Origin of the sequence: Parvibaculum sp. (genome assembly GCF_049651025.1) — a bacterium.
In the GTDB taxonomy this organism is placed as follows: domain Bacteria; phylum Pseudomonadota; class Alphaproteobacteria; order Parvibaculales; family Parvibaculaceae; genus Parvibaculum.
This window is the reverse complement of record NZ_JBASBH010000104.1, coordinates 1-17,618: the sequence shown is the minus strand read 5'-3', so window position 1 is coordinate 17,618 and position 17,618 is coordinate 1. Positions and strand designations below refer to the sequence as shown.

Sequence of the window (17,618 nt, the reverse complement as noted above, 5' to 3'; positions counted from 1 at the left end):
GCGGTTCAGGCGAGCGGTTTTGCGGGCACGCCGATGACTGTCTGGCCATCGCCCACTTCGCCGAGGACGACGGAGCCTGCGCCGACGATCGACCAGCTTCCAACCTTGGCGGCAGGCGAAATGACGGCGCCCGCGCCGACCAGCGTTCCATCACCCACGAAGGCACCGCCTGCAAGGCAGGCCATGGGAGCAATATGCGCGAAGTCGCCGACCTTGCAATCATGCTCGACGACAGCGCCGGTGTTGATGATTGCATGCGCGCCAATGACGGCATCCGGCTGGATGATCGCGCCTGCGCAAATGAGCGTGCCTGCGCCGATCCGGGCGCTGGCATGGACCCATGCGGTGGGATGGATCAGCGTCTGCCAGCGCGCGGGACAACGCGCGGCAATGCGCTGGCGCGCGCGGCCATCGCCGATCGCGATCAATGCGCCGACATCGGCGGAGCGCCACCAGGCGGCGTCGGGAATGGCGCCGCTGATCCGGTAGCCGATGAGGTCGCGCCCCTGCTTGCTCGCATCATCGTCAAAGACCGCGGCGATGCCGATACCGGCGGCTTCTGCGGCGGCGATTGCTACCTTTGCATGCCCACCGCCGCCGATGATCTGGATCGTTGATGTGTTCATGTCGTGCCGCTCGCTATTTCGGTGCTGGCGGCACTGTGCCGCTGGCGCGCCCCGCCCTCACCTCATTGTCGAAACGCGGCATGGGCAGATCAGTTTCGCTTTCGATACCGTGGCCTTGCAACACCTTCGACAGCGTCCGAGCCAGTATTTCCAGATCGAGGCTGAAGCTGCGCCGCTCAACATAGTCGAGATCGAAGCGGAAGCGCGTGTTCCAATCGACCGCATTGCGCCCGTTCACCTGCGCAAGCCCCGTGATGCCGGGCCTGACCGCGTGCCGCCGCGCCTGTTCGGGCGTGTAGTAAGGCAGATAGTCGACGAGCAACGGGCGCGGACCGACAAGGCTCATATCGCCGGTCAGCACATTCCAGAGACCGGGAAGCTCGTCGAGGCTTGTGCGGCGCATGAAGCGGCCAAGCGGCGTCAGGCGCTCGGCGTCGGAGAGCAACTGGCCCGTCGCATCGCGCGCATCTCGCATGGAACGGAACTTGATCAGCGTGAAGATGCGCCCGCCCCGCCCGACACGCGGCTGGCGGAAGAAAACGGGCGAGCCGATGGAGAGGCGCACGACGACCGCCAGCGCCATGATCGGCACGGCAAGAACGACCAGAGCAGCACCGGACAAAAGCATATCCAGCGGCCTTTTCACCACGTCATAGATTTTTTCTGAAGGCGTGGTTGCCATTCGACTGCGCTAGAATTTTCTGACGATGTCGATCACACGGTCCTGATCTTCGACGGTCAGGTCGGGATAAAGCGGCAGGCGAAGCAGACCGTCGGAGATGCGCGACGTTTCGGCAAGGCTGCCATGCGCGCGACCGAAGCGACGGCCGCCGGGAGAGTCATGCAGCGGCACGTAATGCGCCACGGCGGAAATTCCGGCATCCGCCAGAGCGAGACGCGCTTTCTCTCGCAGATCGAGACTGTCGAAGACGAGGTAATAGATATGCGCGTTGTGCCCGCAATCCTGAGGCACAGTCGGCCTGCGGAAGCGACCGGCGCGTTCGGTCTCTGCAAAGGCCTCGTGATAGCGCGCCCATATTTTCAGGCGCTGCTCGTTGATGGCATCGCCTTGCGGAAGTTGCGCCCATAAAACAGCGGCAATGAGTTCGCTGGGCAGAAAGGACGAACCGATTTCCTGCCACGTATATTTATCGATCTCGCCGCGCAGGAAACGCGAGCGGTCCGTGCCCTTTTCGCGAATGATTTCGGCGCGTTCACGCAGCGCTTCATTGCCGATAAGCAGCGCGCCGCCCTCGCCCGAGATCACATTCTTGGTCGCATGGAAACTCAGCGCGCCGAGATCGCCAACGGCACCGAGCGCGCGTCCGCGATAGGTTGCACCAACGCCCTGGGCGGCGTCTTCGATCACGGTCAGATTGTGCTCTTTGGCGATCGAATTGATCTCATCCATGGCGCAAGCGACGCCTGCATAATGGACCGGCACGATGGCGCGCGTGCGCTTCGTGATTGCCGCCTCGATCTGCTTTTCGTCAAGATTGACGGTATCGGCTCGCACATCGACAAAGACCGGCACGCCGCCGCGCAAGACGAATGCATTCGCGGTACTGACGAATGTATATGAGGGCATGATGACTTCGTCGCCCGGCTGGATGTCGATCAGAAGAGCTGCCATTTCAAGCGCCGCGGTGCAGGAATGGGTCAGCAGCGCGCGGGCCACACCTGCGCGCGCTTCAAGCCATGCCTGACATTTTCTGGTGAAGGCGCCATCGCCCGCGAGCTGCCCGCTATCGAGTGCCAGTTTGAGGCTGTCGAGCTCCCCGCCGGTGAGATGGGCTCGATTGAACGGGACCTTATTCATGTGCGATCGATACTTTGCAGTCAAAAAGGCAAGATCGCATGGCGGTTCGGAAGCGTCAAACCAGCCGCGATTTAGTCTTGCCGAAATATACATTATGCTGCCGACGCATTTCCGCCCGCTTTCCCGATCCGGCTCCCGCATGCTTCTGACGAATGGAATTTGGCTTTCGACCGAGACCCCACCCCGGCATGGCGGGACGGCGGCGCTTGTTCTCGATCGCGACGGGGTGCTGATTGAGGAAGTCGACTATATTTCGCGGCCGGAAGATGTGCGGCTTGAGGCGGGCGCGGTCGACTTGCTCGTCTGGGCGCGGGCGCGGAAATTTTCCATCGTGACCGTCACCAACCAGTCGGGCATTGCGCGAGGGCGCTTCGGCTGGTCTAACTTCGAGGCCGTGGAGCGCGAGCTCGCGCGACAGCTTGCCATGCATGGGCTTGCTCTCGATCTCACTCTGGCCTGCCCGTTCCATCCCGACCACACGCCCGGCTATGGGCCAAGCGAGGCGCATTGGCGAAAGCCCGGCGCCGGGATGATCGAGCTTGCCGCGACGATGCTCGGCTTCGATCCGCCGCAGAGCTGGATGATCGGGGACAAGGCAAGCGATGTTGGCGCGGCGCGCAATGCTGCGCTTGCAGGTGCTGTGCACGTGCTCAGCGGCCACGGTCGCGAGGAAAGAGACGAGGCGCTGAAATATGCCGAGGCGGGATTTCGCGTTTTCACCGCCCGCGATCTTGCAGAAGCCCGGGAGCAACTGGGCAGCGCCCTGCTCCCCGGCTGAAAGCATCGCATGCAAAATCCTCTGACGCCTGCTCCGCATAAAGCGCCCCGTCTCGCCGAGGTCGAGCGATGGATGTTCGATGAGGCGCTGCCGCTTTGGGCGAGCGTCGGACAGGACCCTGGGCGAGGCTTCGTCGAGCGGCTCAGATTTGACGGCGCGGCGGATGCCGCACCCTTCAAGCGCGTGCGCGTTCAGGCGCGGCAGATATATGTTTTCAGCCATGCGTCATTGCTCAGCTGGCAGGGGCCCGCGCTGGAGGCGGCGCGCAACGGGCTTGAATTCGTGCTGCGGCATGGCTGGCTTGCGGAAGGGGGATGGGCGCTGAAACTCGGGCCTGAAGGCGGCATCGTCGACCCGGCACTCGCTCTATACGAACAATCCTTCATGCTCTTTGCGCTTGGCTGGTATGCGCGCGCGACCGGCGACGGCATGGCAATCGAATGGGCGCATCGTACGCTCGATGCGGTGCATGCGCGGCTATCGCTTCAGCATCTGCCGGGCTTCAGATCGGAACCTCGGAAGGTCGACGTGCTGGAGCAGAATCCACATATGCATTTTCTCGAAGCCATGCTCAGGCTTTACGAGACGACAGGCGAGAAACGGTTTCTGGATGAAGCGCATGGCATCGTCGCGCTTCTTGACAAGCATATATTCCAGCACGACAAGGGCATATTGCCGGAGTTCTTCGACGCGGCATGGCGGCCTCTGCCAGAGACTATCGTCGAGCCCGGGCATCATTTCGAATGGGTGTGGCTGCTCGCAGAATATCGGCGTTTGACCGGCGAAGACGTTTCAGAAATCGCGCGACGGCTTTTCGATTTCGCTGAAAGACGCGGCGTCAGTCGAGAGACGGGATTGGTCTACGATGCTGTGCATGCGGATGGGTCCCCGCATATGCGGGATCATCGTTCATGGTGTCAGGCCGAGGCCCTGAAGGCGCATATCGCTATCGGCGAACATGGCGGCAATGTCGATGCGACGCGGATCAATACAATTGCCGGTCAGGTTCTCGATCTTTATCTCGCCACCTCTCCCAGAGGCCTTTGGCGAGATCATCTGACAACGGATTTATCTTCCAAAACCGCGCATGTGCCCGCGACGAGCCTCTATCATTTCTTTCTGGCGTTTTCCGAATTCAGGCGGTGGGCGTTGCTCGAAGACTGAAACGCCATGCGCCGCGGCGTCAGGACTTCGTCAAGCTGCTGTAAAGCTCCAGCAGACGATCTCTTGCCAGGCTCGCGGAGAAATGTTTTTCCGCGTGATGGCGGGCGGCCCGGCCCATGCGCTGGCGCAATGCGGCATCGCTCAACAATAGTGACAAGGCAGCGGCGAGCGCGCGCGGATCGCGGGCGGGGACAAGAATTCCCGTCTTGCCGTCAACCACGACCTGACGGCAGCCGGGCACATCCGTTGCCACGACCGCTCGCCCCATGGCCGCCGCTTCGATCAATGCCATCGGTGCGCCTTCGCGATAGGATGGCAGGCAGACGATCACGGCGCTGCTGATAATGTCCGGTATGTCCTCACGCCAGCCCCAGGACTCCACGACGCCCTCGCGGACCCAGCCTTCGATCTCGGCTTTACTCAATGTTGCCGGATTGCCGGGATCGACATCACCCACCAGCGCGAACCGGATGCCGGGGAAAGAAGCTCGCAGCGTTCGCCCGGCTTCCACGAATTCGCGCACGCCTTTATCGACGAGAAGCCGGGCGGGAAGCACGACGAGCGGGCTTGCGTCATCCGGCTCCGCCGATGCGCGCAGCGCGTCAAGGTCCACACCGCCACCTATCCAGACGCGCGTGCGGTCCGGCGCGACGAGGTTGCGGTGAACAAACAAATCCCTGTCATCGGCATTTTCAAAAATCGCGACGGCATTTGGATGATGGAGCGCGCGCGCATAGGCGAACTCGGTGAAGGGACGCAGCAAGCGCGCCCGCGCCTCGCGGCCGATGAAGACATAACCGAGGCCGGTGATCGAAAGAACCAGCGCAGGCACGCGCATGAGGCGCGCGGCAATACCGCCATAGATGACCGGGCGTATCGTTACCGCATGGAGAAGTTGCGGGCGCAGGTGGCGGATGAGACGGAAAATCGAGAGAAAATAGCGCCATTCGGCGAGCGGCGAAGGGAAGCCGCGCCGCTGCGGAATATCGTGAAGAACGATGTTGCCGAGATCGAGGTTGCGTATCGTCTCGTCAATCGGCACGGCCACGTGAACGTCGTAATTCACGGCGGCGGCGCGCACGCGGGCGGCCCAGTGAGCGCGCAAGTTGAGAGCGAGCGGGAAGACATAAAGCAGACGGCGCGGCGCGAACGCCTGCATCACGCCGTCTCCCAGAATTTCGCAATGGCCTCGATGACGCGCGTCTGCTCGTGATCGCTCAACTGCGTGCCGGAGGGAAGGCAGATGCCCGTCGCGAAAAGCCGCTCCGCAACGGCGCCGCCCACCGTTCGGAAATCGTGCAAAAGCGGCTGCTGATGCATGGGCTTCCAGACCGGGCGAGCCTCGATGTTTTTTTCTTCAAGCGAAAGCCGCAACTGCTCCGGCGTTACCGGCGCAATTTCCGGATCGATCAGCATGACCGTCAGCCAGCGATTTGATTTTCCGCTGGGTGCTTCGGGCATGAAGGAAATGCCGGGAAGAGAGGCAAGTTCGCGCTCGTATCGTGCAAAAATTTCGCGGCGTTTGGCAACACGTTCGCCAAGCACGCCCAGTTGCCCGCAACCGACTGCGGCATTGAGTGAACTCATGCGGTAGTTGTAGCCAAGCACTTCATGCTGGTAATGCGCGACAGGTTCGCGCGCCTGCTGTGAAAGATGGCGCGCTTCGGCGACAAGCTGCGCATCGTCGCTTGCCGCCATGCCGCCACCACCCGTGGTGATGATCTTGTTGCCGTTGAAGGAAAATGCTGCGGCAGTGGCGCCTTTCCCCGCGTGACGACCCTTGTAGATTGCGCCCATCGATTCTGCTGCATCGACGATGACGGGCACGCCATGAGGATCGCAAACAGAGCGGATCGCGTCGAGATCGGCGCATTGACCATATATATCGACCGTCACGACCGCCTTGGGCAAACGCCCCACCCTCGCCGCCCTCGCCATTTCCTCGGCGAGCAAATCGACGTCAAGCGTCCACGTATCCGGCGCAACATCGAAAAAAACAGGCGTGGCGTTCTGATAGAGAACGGGCGACACGCCGCCTATGAATGTCAGCGTCGGCACCCATACCTCATCGCCCGCACCCACGCGCAATCCACGCATGAGAAGATGCAACGCCGCCGTTCCACTGGTGACGGCAGTGGCATGGGCAAATCCGGTCACCTCGCAAAAGAGCCGCTCGAACCGATCGATCATCGGCCCCGCCGGCGCAATGTAATTCATGTCGAAGACTTCGCCGACGAGCTGACGCTCGGTGCCGGACATATGCGGAGGCGACAGGAAGATGCGTTCAGGGTTGGTCATGGCACCGACATTATGAGTGGATCACGCCGGGAGAAACAGCACATCGATATAATTTTTTGCAACATTATCGAGTATCTCCTCGCGCGATAGGCGTCGCGGCGGACCCTTCACCGACAATTGGTGGGGCACGTAATTTCGTTGCGACAAAGCATCAACGATTTCGGCGGCAGATGAATCAAAGTCACGAAGAGCTGCGTCATCCAGCTCGATGAAAAGCGCAGGGCGTGAGGTGTCGATGGTGTGCCACGCACCCTGCAACACCTGCATCTCGGCTCCCTGGACGTCGATCTTGATGAGCGCCACTCGACGGGATACGTCAGGCTCAGGCACAAGTGAATCGATTGCAAATGCCGGAATTTCAATTCCCTTGCCATCGCGTGCCAAGCGATGATCGCCTGGATGGACCTCATTCCTTTGCAAATGAAGAATACCGTCCTTCGCTGCTGCTGCCGCATTGTAAGCTTTTACGCGTGAGCCCTCATTTGACTTGTTCAACAATCTGGTCAAATGCGCAAAGTTCTCAGCGTCCGGCTCAACCGCAATTACGTAGCCGGCCACACCGACCCATCGCGCGAACTTTCGAGTGAAGAATCCTACATTTGCGCCAATGTCGATCACGATCGACCCGGGAGAAACCTGGTCGTGCAGCCGCTCGACGGGACCCGATTCAATCAATGTCTTGTAGGCCGAGTAAAGCGTGACAAAGAGATGTCGGACTGGCCGCCATTTCATCAAACCCGTACGCACAAGAAGCTCATAGACTTTCAGCGCGATCAATTGGAGTGTTTTTTTCATCTGGCCTACAAGGAGCATCTAGTTGCGGACAAACAGCCAAGCCAAAACACCGGGAAAAGCGGCCAACAGGATCACGACGCCAAACGCCATGGAAACCAGTATGGCATCGGATGCATCAATGCCGAGGCTCGCAAAAAGGACAACGGCCGCCGCCTCCCGTACGCCCCAGCCACCGACAGAGATGGGGATAATCTGAGCTACTAGGTAAGCGGGGCCGACCGCAATGGCCGCCGTAAATGACAATGGCACATGAAAGGAAAACGCGACGAGTGCCAGCGCCACAATCGACAGCAAATGAACAAAAATGGATAGTGGAACGAGACGTGTAATCGCCGTGCGCGATGTCAAAATCCAGTATGTGTTCTCGGCCAGAACGAGAATATTCGCTGGCAATCGCGACCAGACAGATCGCCCGCGTAACAGGCTGACTGCCATGCATCCCATGCCGGCGGCGAGAAGCGCTCCGCCAGAAACGAACGCTACCGACCATATCAATGCGTCTGGCGCGTCGAGTTGCGCAAGGACCGGCAGGAAGGTCAGGGAAACAAGCATCAAGGCGATGAAAGCAACTCCGCGATCAAGGAGTATGCTAAGCGCCGCTTGTCCCAGCGATGCTCCAAGCTTGCGATGGTATAACGCCCTCACTACGTCGCTTCCGATCGAGGGAAGTATCTGCGAGAAAAAAATCGAGGCGTAATAGATCTGGAACTGACGCCCATATGATTGCTTGTTACCCGCACAGTGCTCGAGCAGGATTCGCCAACGCATGGCATTGAGCGCCACTTGCGTCACAATCAGAAAGACTGCGGCTGCGAAGGGCACCAGATCGACCCGCATGATATCGACACGGTGCGGGGCATGGCGGGTCAACAAATATCCGAGAACGCCACCGGAAATCGCAATCTTGGCAATCAAGCCAATTCGACCGATCAGACGCTTCGATCCACCGGATGACGGCCCTTCCTGATCAGGCTCGGCTATCCCCACATCAAATGAGGGCGAGTTCGGCGTCGGCATGGTGGATTCTTGCATTGCCGCCCCGTGAAAGTCAGAAACCAAACGTGTCGTGCGAATGCTTTCGCAAAACGATCATGATCCGGAATCCAAAGAAGCACCGGATGAAACGCGGCAAGTGATCTTCGAACCGGAGGAGCAGGTTCGAAAATGAGGTAGGCAATGATGATAGTCGCCGTAGATGAGGGGAAACGTTTTCTTCGCTTCCTCAACGCGCCGGCGTTCGACCTGTCGTAGATTCACGGTTTCCAAAATCGACATCCGGTCAAGCCTCAAAATGCCTTGAGCTTGCCGAAGGCGAAGACCACCATGCGGAGCAACATGGCACCATCGGCGAAGCGAGAAATCTGCGTCTCGCCGTATGTACGGGCGGCGTAATGCACCGGAATTTCAACGATCTTGAGATTGTGCTTCGACGCACCAAGGATGAGGTCGAAATCTCCGAAAGGATCAAAGTCGCCGAAATAGCTGCGATCGGCTGCAATCCGCACATAGTCCGAACGCTTGAGCACTTTCGTGCCGCATAATGTATCGGTGAAGCGCTGGTTGATCAGAAAGCTGAACACGGCGGCAAAGAAGCGATTTGCAATGAGGTTTAACGGCCGCATCGCCTCGCCTTCCATAGGATAGATCAGCCTTGTGCCGTTGACGAATTCACCTTTGCCCGACGCTATGGCGTTATAAAATTTCGGCAAGGCTTCCGGCGGAACAGTCAGGTCAGCATCCAAGATCATCAGGATGTCGCCGCTCGCCTCATCAAAGCCCTTCCGCACGGCGTCTCCCTTGCCCCGCCCCGGCTGCTTGAAGACCTTGATATCCAGCTCGCCACTCAACTCTTCCTGCACTCGCAGACATTCTTCATAGGTGCCGTCGCTGGAGTTTCCTTCAACGAAAAGGATTTCGACATGACGCCCGAACTTCGGCAGACGCTCGACGGCATCCCGAATATTTCCCTTTTCGTTGCGACACGGGATCAAGACCGTCGTGCTCAAGCCCGACGGCGACACTACCTTCCGCGAACGCGCGACCAGATAGGTCCTGAGGCAAAGCCGGTTGATAAGCGGCAAAGGCGCAATGTAGCGATTGATGAGCCGGCCTATACCCAGAAAATTGCGCGGGATGAGTTGCCGTTTCTCGACGCGAATTTCTTCAAAATCGGCAAGATCCAATATGTTCAGGAAATCCGTATCGCGAATAAAATTGACCGGAGGTTGCGGCATCCGCAGACCTAGGCGTTCGGCAAGCCACAAGACAGGTTGCCAAAAAGTGGAATAGTAAGCGATGACGATTCTGGTCGATGGCGTGCAAAGACGATGCAAGTGCGACAGGGCCGTCTCTATGTCCTCGAGAGCGCCAATCGTGTCAGACAGGATGATATAGTCGAACGGCCCTTCGATGTTTTCCAGAAACGCTTCGTCTTCGATATCACCGACGCGAAAATCGAGGTGCGGGTGCTTGGCGGTTGCAAGTTCCACCATACGCGGGCTCAGATCGATGCCCAGACCGTAGGCTGGATCAAGATGAGCCAGCAGATCCCCCGTGCCGCAACCAATATCAAGCACGCGCGCCTTTGGCTGGGTCAGAAACCGCGTATAGACGCGATCATCACGATAATAGGCTGCGCTTCGCCCGATCCAGAGGTCCCGGTCACCAGCGATGCTGTCTGCATGTTCCCTGACGCGTTTCTTGCGAGCCGCAGCGCTGGTATCTGCTTTGTCTGACGGTTTCAAAGGGGACAGAAAATTCATATAACCTCTAACCCCTAGCGGGTGCCGGTTGCCCAACAGGGTGAAAATAGACTCTACTCATAATCTAGCTCGCGTCTGGACAGATTGCGTCCTCACGCCAAGGAACTATAGCAAAGATATCAACCCTGCCCGCTCATGCACGCGTAATCTATCCCGAGTTTAGCTTTTGAGCCGGCCAAGATTCAACTTACACGATGATCATTCGGACAAAGACAAAAATTAAAATTGCGCACACAGCTCAATGCTTTGTGATGTCGGCCCGGTCCATGCTGGGACGAGGGCCGATCGCACATTGCCGGCGCGGCGGGCTGAACTGGCGTCTTGATCTGAGAGAAGGCATCGATTTCTCCGTATTCCTGCTCGGCAAATTCGAACCTAGCGTTATCAACGCCTACAGGCGGCTGATCGCGCCTGGATCGACGGTGATAGACATCGGGGCGAATATAGGCTCGCACACGCTTCCCCTCGCCGCGCAGGTCGGAGCGTCGGGCCGTGTCGTTGCAGTTGAGCCAACCTTGTACGCATTCGAACGGCTTGTGGAACATATTGCCCTCAATCCGGACATTGCCAGTCACGTGACGCCAATACAGATGATGCTGATGGGAAGTCCACAAGCAAAGCTTGCGACAGCGATCGAATCATCCTGGCCTCTGGAAACTCCCGAAGGCGCGCATGGCGAACATGCTGGCGTTGCCAAAGCGACAACCGGCGCCGCTGTTGGCACGCTGAACGATCTTGTCGCGAATCTGTCACTCGATCGGGTGGATGTCGTGAAGCTTGATGTCGATGGCTATGATGTCGAAGTGCTGCGCGGCGCCAAGGACGTGTTGACCGAGTTTCGCCCCATCGTCTTTTTCGAGCATTCTCCCTATGTCATCCGGGAGAAGGGTTATCGCGCGGAAGAATTAAGTGAAATCCTGCAAAGCGCGGGCTATACGTTTCACGATCTTTTGGGGCGCCCGCTTCCAAACGGTGGGACAGAACTTCCGGATATTGAAACAGGCGCGGGCATCAACCTGCTGGCCCTGCCGACGCCTTCACGGGGCTGATTGTCGCTTTTTGTACATAGAAAAGGTAGGGACCGCTCCCAAACGGCCGAACGTCAAGATCCCAATTTTTTGTAGTCTGATCGGTTAACAACTCCGGTGGGCCGACAAACACCGACGTCGAGTTAACCTGATGCCTTCTAGGCGCAATAAATACAGCGAAGGGCATATGCTCCAATGCCTCATCAGCAACCGGACCAAAATCGCTCAATAACATCGAGCGTTCAAAAATAAGCTTAAAATTCGACATATCGACGGTAGGGATGTGAGGATTTCGCGGCGAACCGTCGGGCACAACCATAAAGCCTGTCAATCCGGGTGACGACATTATTTGAACTACAGATCCGCTGTCGTAAGGCTGCGCGACGGCGCCAAACAATCTGGAGTACGTCTGCAATATCAACGTACTGCCGACACATATGAATAATATTGCAACTATGCCTGCTGCGCCCGATCGCCAATCCATAGAAGGCCTATTATCGACGCGTCGGACAACGGCCGGACTGGCAAAACCAAGAGCAAACAATCCTCCGAGAAAAACGTAGGTAACGATCAACACACGACTCCCGTCATCACCAAAAATCAATGCTGCCGATAGGATCGAACTCGCCAACAACAACACCCAGAAAGAGAGAACAAAATAATTTTTGGCCATGACCAGAATCATCCCAGGTATACAAAGGCAGGCCAACAATTTGGCGCGAGAAACCGACATATCGACAACAGACGTATACTGAGTTAATAAAAAAACCGGGAGACGCGAAGTATAATTATCAGCATTTGCCATGACCTTGCCAAACAGGAGGCTTGGATCTCTCCAAAATGCCTCTGCTGCCTGCTCATAAAAAAAACTGTTTCTGCCAGCGAGCGTCATACCCTTCACGGTATCGGCAAAGCTTAGCGCGCACTCGCTCCAATCCGTTCCTCGGCCAAGGCCGCAGGCAACATATGAAAAATTGCCAGCCAGCGCTGCATTTGGCGCAAACCATTCGAGCAATACTACATTGAGCCCCATTATCATCAGGACAATGCCCGTGAGTATTGCCCCGATCCTTATTGCGTGGCGCCGATCTTGAGCAAATGCGACGACGATCCATATCATCAGAAAAGGTATTGTGAACATACTTCCCATTCTGGTCACAAGCGCCAAACTCAAGGCTGCAAAGCCGACAATCGCATGAGAAGTGGAACGAGTCCGCATTGCCTCAATAAAGAAGGCAAAAGAGTACAAGCTCCAGATTATCCCCAATGGTTCGGTGAGTGATGTTGTCAGATACGGCTGTATCAAGCCGAAAGCCAGCGCCATAAAAGCTCCGGCTACCCAGATACCCTGCCAGAGCACGAGAGAACGAAGCGCAAAAAATAACGCACAAGCGAGCAGGACTGCTTGCAGAACCATAGATCCGACGTATGACATACCGCCCACAAGTGTGACCGCGCCGCGCATGCTGGCGGCCAAGGGACGCTGCGCTGCGACAGAGTTCCAAGTGCCGCTATTGAGCATGTCAAACGCCGACAAGTAGTAAACCTGTGCGTCTGAATATGGGACCAGGCCGGCTATACTTTGATACGTCATGCCGCCCGGTTGAAAGCGGCCGTTCCAGCCACCTGCACTGGTAGCGAGCAGCAACAAGGCAATCAAAACTGGCGGGGCGGCAAATTTCCAAAAGCCAATCAGCCGTCTTTCAAGTATCTGGATTTCGTCTTTTTCAACTATGCCGAGTTTGGCAGCCCAACTGCAGCAAACACCGGACGCACAGATCAGAAGAATTGGGAATGCGCTTAACGGCATCGCGCGATCCAAAAAATCTCCGCCGGGAAACCATCGGTAGATCGCGCTGGTAGGCAGAGCATAACCGAGGAAAAGGGCTACAATTATTGAACCGAAGTAAAGAGCGGCAAATGCGAGAAGACCCCAGCTCAACCCGACGACACCTGCCATCCACCAGCGAATAAGCTGTCGAAGCGCGCCAACTCCATCACCAGTTTTCACTGCTATCGCGATACGCAAAAGGACCGACAAAAACGCGCCAAGCAGAATGAAGCTCTTCAAGATAGGCTTGACGCTCACGTTATAGACGACCTCTACTCGCGAAGGGGCTGCCGCGTCACTGCCGGGCGAGAAATAGACGGAATTTCCCCAATGACTGAAAGACTGCCTGGCACCGGCGCGCAACTCGTTGTGGAGCACATGCGACCGCGTCCAAAGCACGCCGTCGACAGTCAGACGCAGATTGGACCGGCGATATTCTTCGGCGGTATCGCCACCGGAATCAAATATTTCGCGCGCTGGAACGGTGGGCTGAAGATTAAGTACAAAGGCGGCCTCATCAGCTGGGAACGGCCCCGCTAACGCAATCGAACGTGTCCAAGAACCAAAATCCAGCGCCCACGCGCCCGCCAGAAGAAACGAGAACAACAGCGCCACAACTGATGTAACAATAGTCAGATAACGGATAAGCTTGAAATTCAAATTGACGTTAACGTTGGGCACGCAGCTCTCCCGATCCTCTATTTTGGTGCAATGGTAGAGTAGACAGCTTACCTGTGCCAGCGCACGACCTAGGGAAACCAGAAAGGTTGATGAAAACAGTCCTGCATATTATCACGGGGCTTGGAAGCGGTGGCGCAGAGCGCATGCTGACGCGCGTCTTGCTGGCTGATCAAGGACGTGGGCGACGGCATATTGTTGTCGTGCTGATGGACGAAGGGCTATATGGCGAGCGACTACGCGCGAAGGGAGTGGAGCTGCACTGCCTCCATATGCGTCGCGGCGTTCCTTCGCTGGCCGCGCTCATCAACCTTGTACGTATTATGCGAAACAGCAGGCCCGATGCGGTCATGACCTGGCTCTATCACGCCACTCTCATGGGGACGCTCGCAGCACCTTTCGCAAAGCTCGGCACAAGGCGGGTGATCTGGAACTTGCGTGGCGCGGATATCGATTTCACTCAGACATCGCGGATGACGAGCCGGGTGGTTCGAGGGTTGGCGCTGTTGTCCAGGTTTCCAGCCGCGGTTGCGGTCAATTCCATGGCGGGAATGAACTATCATCGCGCCCTCGGGTACCGACCCAAACGCTGGGTCTATCTGCCGAATGGTTTCGATCTCGACGAGTGGCGGCCGGATGCAGATGACCGGCGCGCCGTTCGCGCGGAATGGAAGTTTGGCGACGAGATCATCGCCATCGGGATGGTGGCGCGTGTCGATCCACAGAAAGACTATCCCACGCTCCTTGCCGCCGCCGAACAACTGACGGCACGAGACAAGCGGATACGCTTCGTGCTGATTGGCAAAGATACGGAGCGACTGATCATTCCGCGCAATTTGCAAAGCTATGTCACAACGCTTGGCGAGCGGCGCGATATTCAGAGACTACTGCGCGGGCTGGACATTGGCGTCCTGTCGTCGGCCTTCGGCGAGGGATTTCCGAACTTCGTCGGCGAGGCAATGGCAAGCGGTGTGCCTTGCGTCGTCACCGATGTGGGTGATGCGGCCGCATTGGTCGGCGACACGGGCCTGTCCGTCCCGCCGCGGTTGTCTGAAGCATTGGCGGCGGCTCTGGCGATATTGGCAAATGAGGACGCTGACATGCGACACGAACGAGGACTTGCGGCGCGAGCGAGAATACGGGACTTCTACGATCTCGCGTCAATCACCGCACAATACGAAACGCTCTGGGATTCAGTTGCGCAAACGGCCTGACCGCGCTTTTCCCGTTATTCATTTCTTTTGTGCATGAACAATCATAATAAAGCCAAACCCCAGCCGGTCCAAAATCCAGTCGAGTCTGGGCGAAAGCCAAATATCGAATTGGTCGACACGCCTCAACAATCCGGAGGCGCGATTGCAAATGCAGCCAGCGAATTCGCCCCAGCGTTCCGCGCTTCTGTTTTGCGCCTGAATTTCGCCCATCGGCTCACCGAACGCGCGCTTGACCAAAAAATTGAGCCAACCACGCACAGAGCCTGAGCAAGCATCCTGGCTGCATATCCAATCGACAGGAGTCAGGCCGCCTATCCGCAACATCCGGTCCAACGTCTTTCGCGTGAACATAGTCAAGTGCCGCGGCACATCGTCGTGGTGCATCACGCGCGCAGGGATACTGTTGAAGTTGGGCACGAGGATGATGACCCGGCCTCCTGGTTTCAAAAACTTGCGAACAGCGTTGAGAACGCGCTCCGGATGATAGACATGTTCGAGAACCGCCCAAATTGTTACAACGTCAAAACTCTCATGCTCGAAAGGCGCCTCGGCGACATCGCCGCGGAAAATATTTAAGTCGTACAAATTCGGTGGAAGTTCCGAAAACTCGACGCCTGCAACCTCCCAGCCATGCGTGCGCCGCATATGCTCGATGAACTCACCACGAAAGCATCCAATGTCCAGCAATCGACCACGCTGATATCTGTTAACGTGTTCCGCCATTGCCTCGACACGCGACTTCACCGCTGCAAGCGCCTCGTCCGGCGACTCTCCCGCGCGATAGAAATCATCGTGATAGTATTTATGTATGTCCTCCTCGACAGGGCGAGGATTGACGCGAACGAGGCCACACTCAGCGCACCTGACGACGTTGAACGTTACGTCGTCAGTTAGAAATCGGTAGTCCTTGGTCTCATACAGATGTTCGGTTGACGACGATCTGCAGAGAGAGCAATGAGAATCCTCCCACCGAACGCCTTTTTTCATCGATTGAGCGTCGCCTTGAGTGAGAGTGTTCATGCCAACGTCCTAAAAGAGATGCCCACGTAAACGTTTCGAATTATCGGCGACGCCAGAAATCAAGCTTCACAAATTTGCTGGCATGAGAAACGAAATTCAACAGCTGCAAGAGAGCTTGCGTACAGGTTACTTTTCCCCGTCACACGAAATGAAAGACAGTCAAAACGGAAATCGAGCTTTTCACCGCCCGGCCTCGCAATGCCGCATGTAAGAAAGAACTCCCCGGGCGCGAGGTTATTCGTGAATTTTACGCCGAAATCATAGCGCTTCCCCTTGAGCATTCTCTGTGGGAAATTGTTGGTGGCGCGAAGGCCGCTGTCGGTGCCGACCACTTCGATCCCTCGGGGTGTACGGATCAGCAGACCAAGAACGAATTCGTCTACGTCTTCTTGCGCGTCAACGACGACCCTCAAGTGGTACTCACCAAACATATCCAGCAGCGTTGTGCGGGATTGATTTGCGTCGAGTATAGCCACGTCCGATATGTTGACGGCCCCTGTTCCGTAACGATGCTCGGCTCTCACACTGACCGACTCTTCAGTTACAGAGGCTGGTATTGACGCCTCTTCGACTGGTTTCTCCAGCTCCCCGTTGAGATGAGAAGGCCTTTTTTGGTCCACCAGAGGAGAGTTGCTGAAAAGAAGCTCATGGTAGATTCGTCCCACAGAATTGGGCCGACCATCGGATATGACCTTGCCCCTATCAAGGAGAATGGCTCTGTCACAAAACGCCGCGAGCGTATTGATGTCGTGGCTGACAACAAGAATCGTCTTGCCCAGACGTTTGAATTCGGCAATTCGATCAAATGACTTTAGCTGAAACTTGGCATCACCCACCGACAGCGCTTCGTCGACGATCAGGATGTCGGGATCTACGCTGACTGCCACGCTGAAGGTGAGTCGCGCTTGCATGCCGCTGGAGTAAGTCTTGAACGGCTGATCGATGAAGTCTTCGAGTTCGCTGAATGCGATAATGTCGGCTTCTCGTTCGCTAATTTTCTGTCTCGTCAGGCCGAGACAGAGCCCGCCGAGATAGATGTTGTCGCGTCCAGAATAGTCGGGATTGAAGCCGGTGCCGAGTTCGAGGATCGCGGATATCCGCCCGTTGACACGCACGTCGCCTGACGATTGGTTGAGCGTTCGCGCGATAATTCGCAGGAGCGTCGATTTACCAGCTCCATTTCGACCTATGATGCCGACCACAGAGCCCTTCTCGATCGACAGGCTGATGTCTTTCAACGCTTCAAATTCGCGGTGGCGACGGCGGCCAGAAAGTATCTCCCACATCATATCCACGGGCCGGTCATACACTTTGAACGTCTTCGAGATGTGATGAAGCTCGATGCCCAATTCCCTCATAGCTCATCTCCGAACATATGGGCGAGGCTTTGGAACATCCGGTAGCCGATGGTAAGAAAAACGAGGCCGAAAAGGGGCGCCACTACCCATGAGGCTGGATGTGCGATGTCACCCAAAATTGCGTCCCTGAATATCCAGATCACGTGAGAAAGAGGGAGAATGTGGAATGCAAGCTCCGCCCATTTGGACATCATGCCCGGCACGTAAAGAATCGGATGGATGAACAATCCGATCATCAAGCCCAATT

At 57.0% G+C, this 17,618-nt stretch carries 16 protein-coding genes; 4 read left to right on the top strand and 12 right to left on the bottom strand.

Annotated features, from left to right (window positions below):
• Positions 1-5: 5 nt before the first annotated feature.
• The 3 genes from WA943_RS13605 to rffA are packed head-to-tail and all read right to left on the bottom strand — an operon-like array spanning position 6 to position 2,445.
• Entirely contained in the window at positions 6-626 is a 621-nt protein-coding gene (locus WA943_RS13605) for an acetyltransferase (RefSeq protein ID WP_424470427.1), read from the bottom strand.
• A 13-nt stretch (positions 627-639) separates the two neighbouring features.
• A complete protein-coding gene (locus WA943_RS13600) occupies positions 640-1,308 on the bottom strand; it encodes a sugar transferase (protein ID WP_424470426.1) in 669 nt (222 codons plus the stop codon).
• A gap of 9 nt (positions 1,309-1,317) precedes the next feature.
• On the bottom strand, positions 1,318-2,445 hold the full coding sequence (gene rffA, locus WA943_RS13595) for a dTDP-4-amino-4,6-dideoxygalactose transaminase (protein ID WP_424470425.1): 1,128 nt from the start codon (positions 2,443-2,445) through the stop codon (positions 1,318-1,320).
• 139 nt (positions 2,446-2,584) lie between these two features.
• Between rffA and WA943_RS13590 the strand changes: the two genes are divergently transcribed.
• Entirely contained in the window at positions 2,585-3,223 is a 639-nt protein-coding gene (locus WA943_RS13590) for a D-glycero-alpha-D-manno-heptose-1,7-bisphosphate 7-phosphatase (protein ID WP_424470424.1), read from the top strand.
• A 9-nt stretch (positions 3,224-3,232) separates the two neighbouring features.
• A complete protein-coding gene (locus WA943_RS13585; protein WP_424470423.1) occupies positions 3,233-4,387 on the top strand; it encodes an AGE family epimerase/isomerase in 1,155 nt (384 codons plus the stop codon).
• Positions 4,388-4,406: 19 nt separating this feature from the next.
• On the opposite strand, the gene WA943_RS13580 is transcribed toward WA943_RS13585, so the two are convergent.
• The 5 genes from WA943_RS13580 to WA943_RS13560 form a co-directional block, all read right to left on the bottom strand.
• Positions 4,407-5,546: a glycosyltransferase family 4 protein gene (locus WA943_RS13580; protein ID WP_424470422.1), complete on the bottom strand. Its 1,140-nt coding sequence runs from the start codon at positions 5,544-5,546 to the stop codon at positions 4,407-4,409.
• Positions 5,546-6,685, bottom strand: a complete 1,140-nt coding sequence (locus WA943_RS13575; protein WP_424470421.1) for a DegT/DnrJ/EryC1/StrS family aminotransferase — start codon at positions 6,683-6,685, stop codon at positions 5,546-5,548. The genes WA943_RS13580 and WA943_RS13575 overlap by 1 nt, the downstream gene beginning before the upstream one ends.
• A gap of 21 nt (positions 6,686-6,706) precedes the next feature.
• Entirely contained in the window at positions 6,707-7,480 is a 774-nt protein-coding gene (locus tag WA943_RS13570) for an FkbM family methyltransferase (protein ID WP_424470420.1), read from the bottom strand.
• Positions 7,481-7,498: 18 nt separating this feature from the next.
• Complete coding sequence (locus WA943_RS13565; RefSeq protein ID WP_424470419.1) at positions 7,499-8,512, bottom strand: lysylphosphatidylglycerol synthase transmembrane domain-containing protein; 1,014 nt, start codon at positions 8,510-8,512, stop codon at positions 7,499-7,501.
• 254 nt (positions 8,513-8,766) lie between these two features.
• Positions 8,767-10,242, bottom strand: a complete 1,476-nt coding sequence (locus WA943_RS13560) for a glycosyltransferase (RefSeq protein ID WP_424470418.1) — start codon at positions 10,240-10,242, stop codon at positions 8,767-8,769.
• 194 nt (positions 10,243-10,436) lie between these two features.
• Here WA943_RS13560 and WA943_RS13555 point away from each other — a divergent pair, with 194 nt between their 5' ends.
• Entirely contained in the window at positions 10,437-11,291 is an 855-nt protein-coding gene (locus tag WA943_RS13555; protein ID WP_424470417.1) for an FkbM family methyltransferase, read from the top strand.
• Here the strand turns inward: WA943_RS13555 and WA943_RS13550 are convergent.
• Entirely contained in the window at positions 11,254-13,782 is a 2,529-nt protein-coding gene (locus tag WA943_RS13550) for a hypothetical protein (RefSeq protein ID WP_424470416.1), read from the bottom strand. The two genes, WA943_RS13555 and WA943_RS13550, sit on opposite strands and share 38 nt — an antisense overlap.
• A gap of 89 nt (positions 13,783-13,871) precedes the next feature.
• Here WA943_RS13550 and WA943_RS13545 point away from each other — a divergent pair, with 89 nt between their 5' ends.
• Positions 13,872-14,993, top strand: coding sequence for a glycosyltransferase (locus tag WA943_RS13545; RefSeq protein WP_424470415.1), 1,122 nt, complete (start codon positions 13,872-13,874; stop codon positions 14,991-14,993).
• Between the two features lie 18 nt (positions 14,994-15,011).
• Here the strand turns inward: WA943_RS13545 and WA943_RS13540 are convergent, their stop codons facing one another.
• From WA943_RS13540 to WA943_RS13530, 3 genes are all read right to left on the bottom strand, one after another.
• On the bottom strand, positions 15,012-16,013 hold the full coding sequence (locus WA943_RS13540) for a class I SAM-dependent methyltransferase (RefSeq protein WP_424470414.1): 1,002 nt from the start codon (positions 16,011-16,013) through the stop codon (positions 15,012-15,014).
• Between the two features lie 59 nt (positions 16,014-16,072).
• A complete protein-coding gene (locus WA943_RS13535; protein WP_424470413.1) occupies positions 16,073-17,371 on the bottom strand; it encodes an ABC transporter ATP-binding protein in 1,299 nt (432 codons plus the stop codon).
• A partial coding sequence (locus WA943_RS13530) for a hypothetical protein (RefSeq protein WP_424470412.1) occupies positions 17,368-17,618 on the bottom strand: 251 nt, incomplete at its 5' end. The genes WA943_RS13535 and WA943_RS13530, both read right to left, overlap by 4 nt.

Coding starts and splice junctions, on each gene's coding strand:
- WA943_RS13590 (WP_424470424.1), top strand. CDS start 2,585: ATGCTTCTGACGAATGGAATTTGGCTTTCGACCGAGACCCCACCCCGG.
- WA943_RS13575 (WP_424470421.1), bottom strand. CDS start 6,685: ATGACCAACCCTGAACGCATCTTCCTGTCGCCTCCGCATATGTCCGGC.
- WA943_RS13560 (WP_424470418.1), bottom strand. CDS start 10,242: ATGAATTTTCTGTCCCCTTTGAAACCGTCAGACAAAGCAGATACCAGC.
- rffA (WP_424470425.1), bottom strand. CDS start 2,445: ATGAATAAGGTCCCGTTCAATCGAGCCCATCTCACCGGCGGGGAGCTC.
- WA943_RS13580 (WP_424470422.1), bottom strand. CDS start 5,546: ATGCAGGCGTTCGCGCCGCGCCGTCTGCTTTATGTCTTCCCGCTCGCT.
- WA943_RS13535 (WP_424470413.1), bottom strand. CDS start 17,371: ATGAGGGAATTGGGCATCGAGCTTCATCACATCTCGAAGACGTTCAAA.
- WA943_RS13585 (WP_424470423.1), top strand. CDS start 3,233: ATGCAAAATCCTCTGACGCCTGCTCCGCATAAAGCGCCCCGTCTCGCC.
- WA943_RS13540 (WP_424470414.1), bottom strand. CDS start 16,013: ATGAACACTCTCACTCAAGGCGACGCTCAATCGATGAAAAAAGGCGTT.
- WA943_RS13545 (WP_424470415.1), top strand. CDS start 13,872: ATGAAAACAGTCCTGCATATTATCACGGGGCTTGGAAGCGGTGGCGCA.
- WA943_RS13570 (WP_424470420.1), bottom strand. CDS start 7,480: ATGAAAAAAACACTCCAATTGATCGCGCTGAAAGTCTATGAGCTTCTT.
- WA943_RS13605 (WP_424470427.1), bottom strand. CDS start 626: ATGAACACATCAACGATCCAGATCATCGGCGGCGGTGGGCATGCAAAG.
- WA943_RS13600 (WP_424470426.1), bottom strand. CDS start 1,308: ATGGCAACCACGCCTTCAGAAAAAATCTATGACGTGGTGAAAAGGCCG.
- WA943_RS13555 (WP_424470417.1), top strand. CDS start 10,437: ATGATCATTCGGACAAAGACAAAAATTAAAATTGCGCACACAGCTCAA.
- WA943_RS13565 (WP_424470419.1), bottom strand. CDS start 8,512: ATGCAAGAATCCACCATGCCGACGCCGAACTCGCCCTCATTTGATGTG.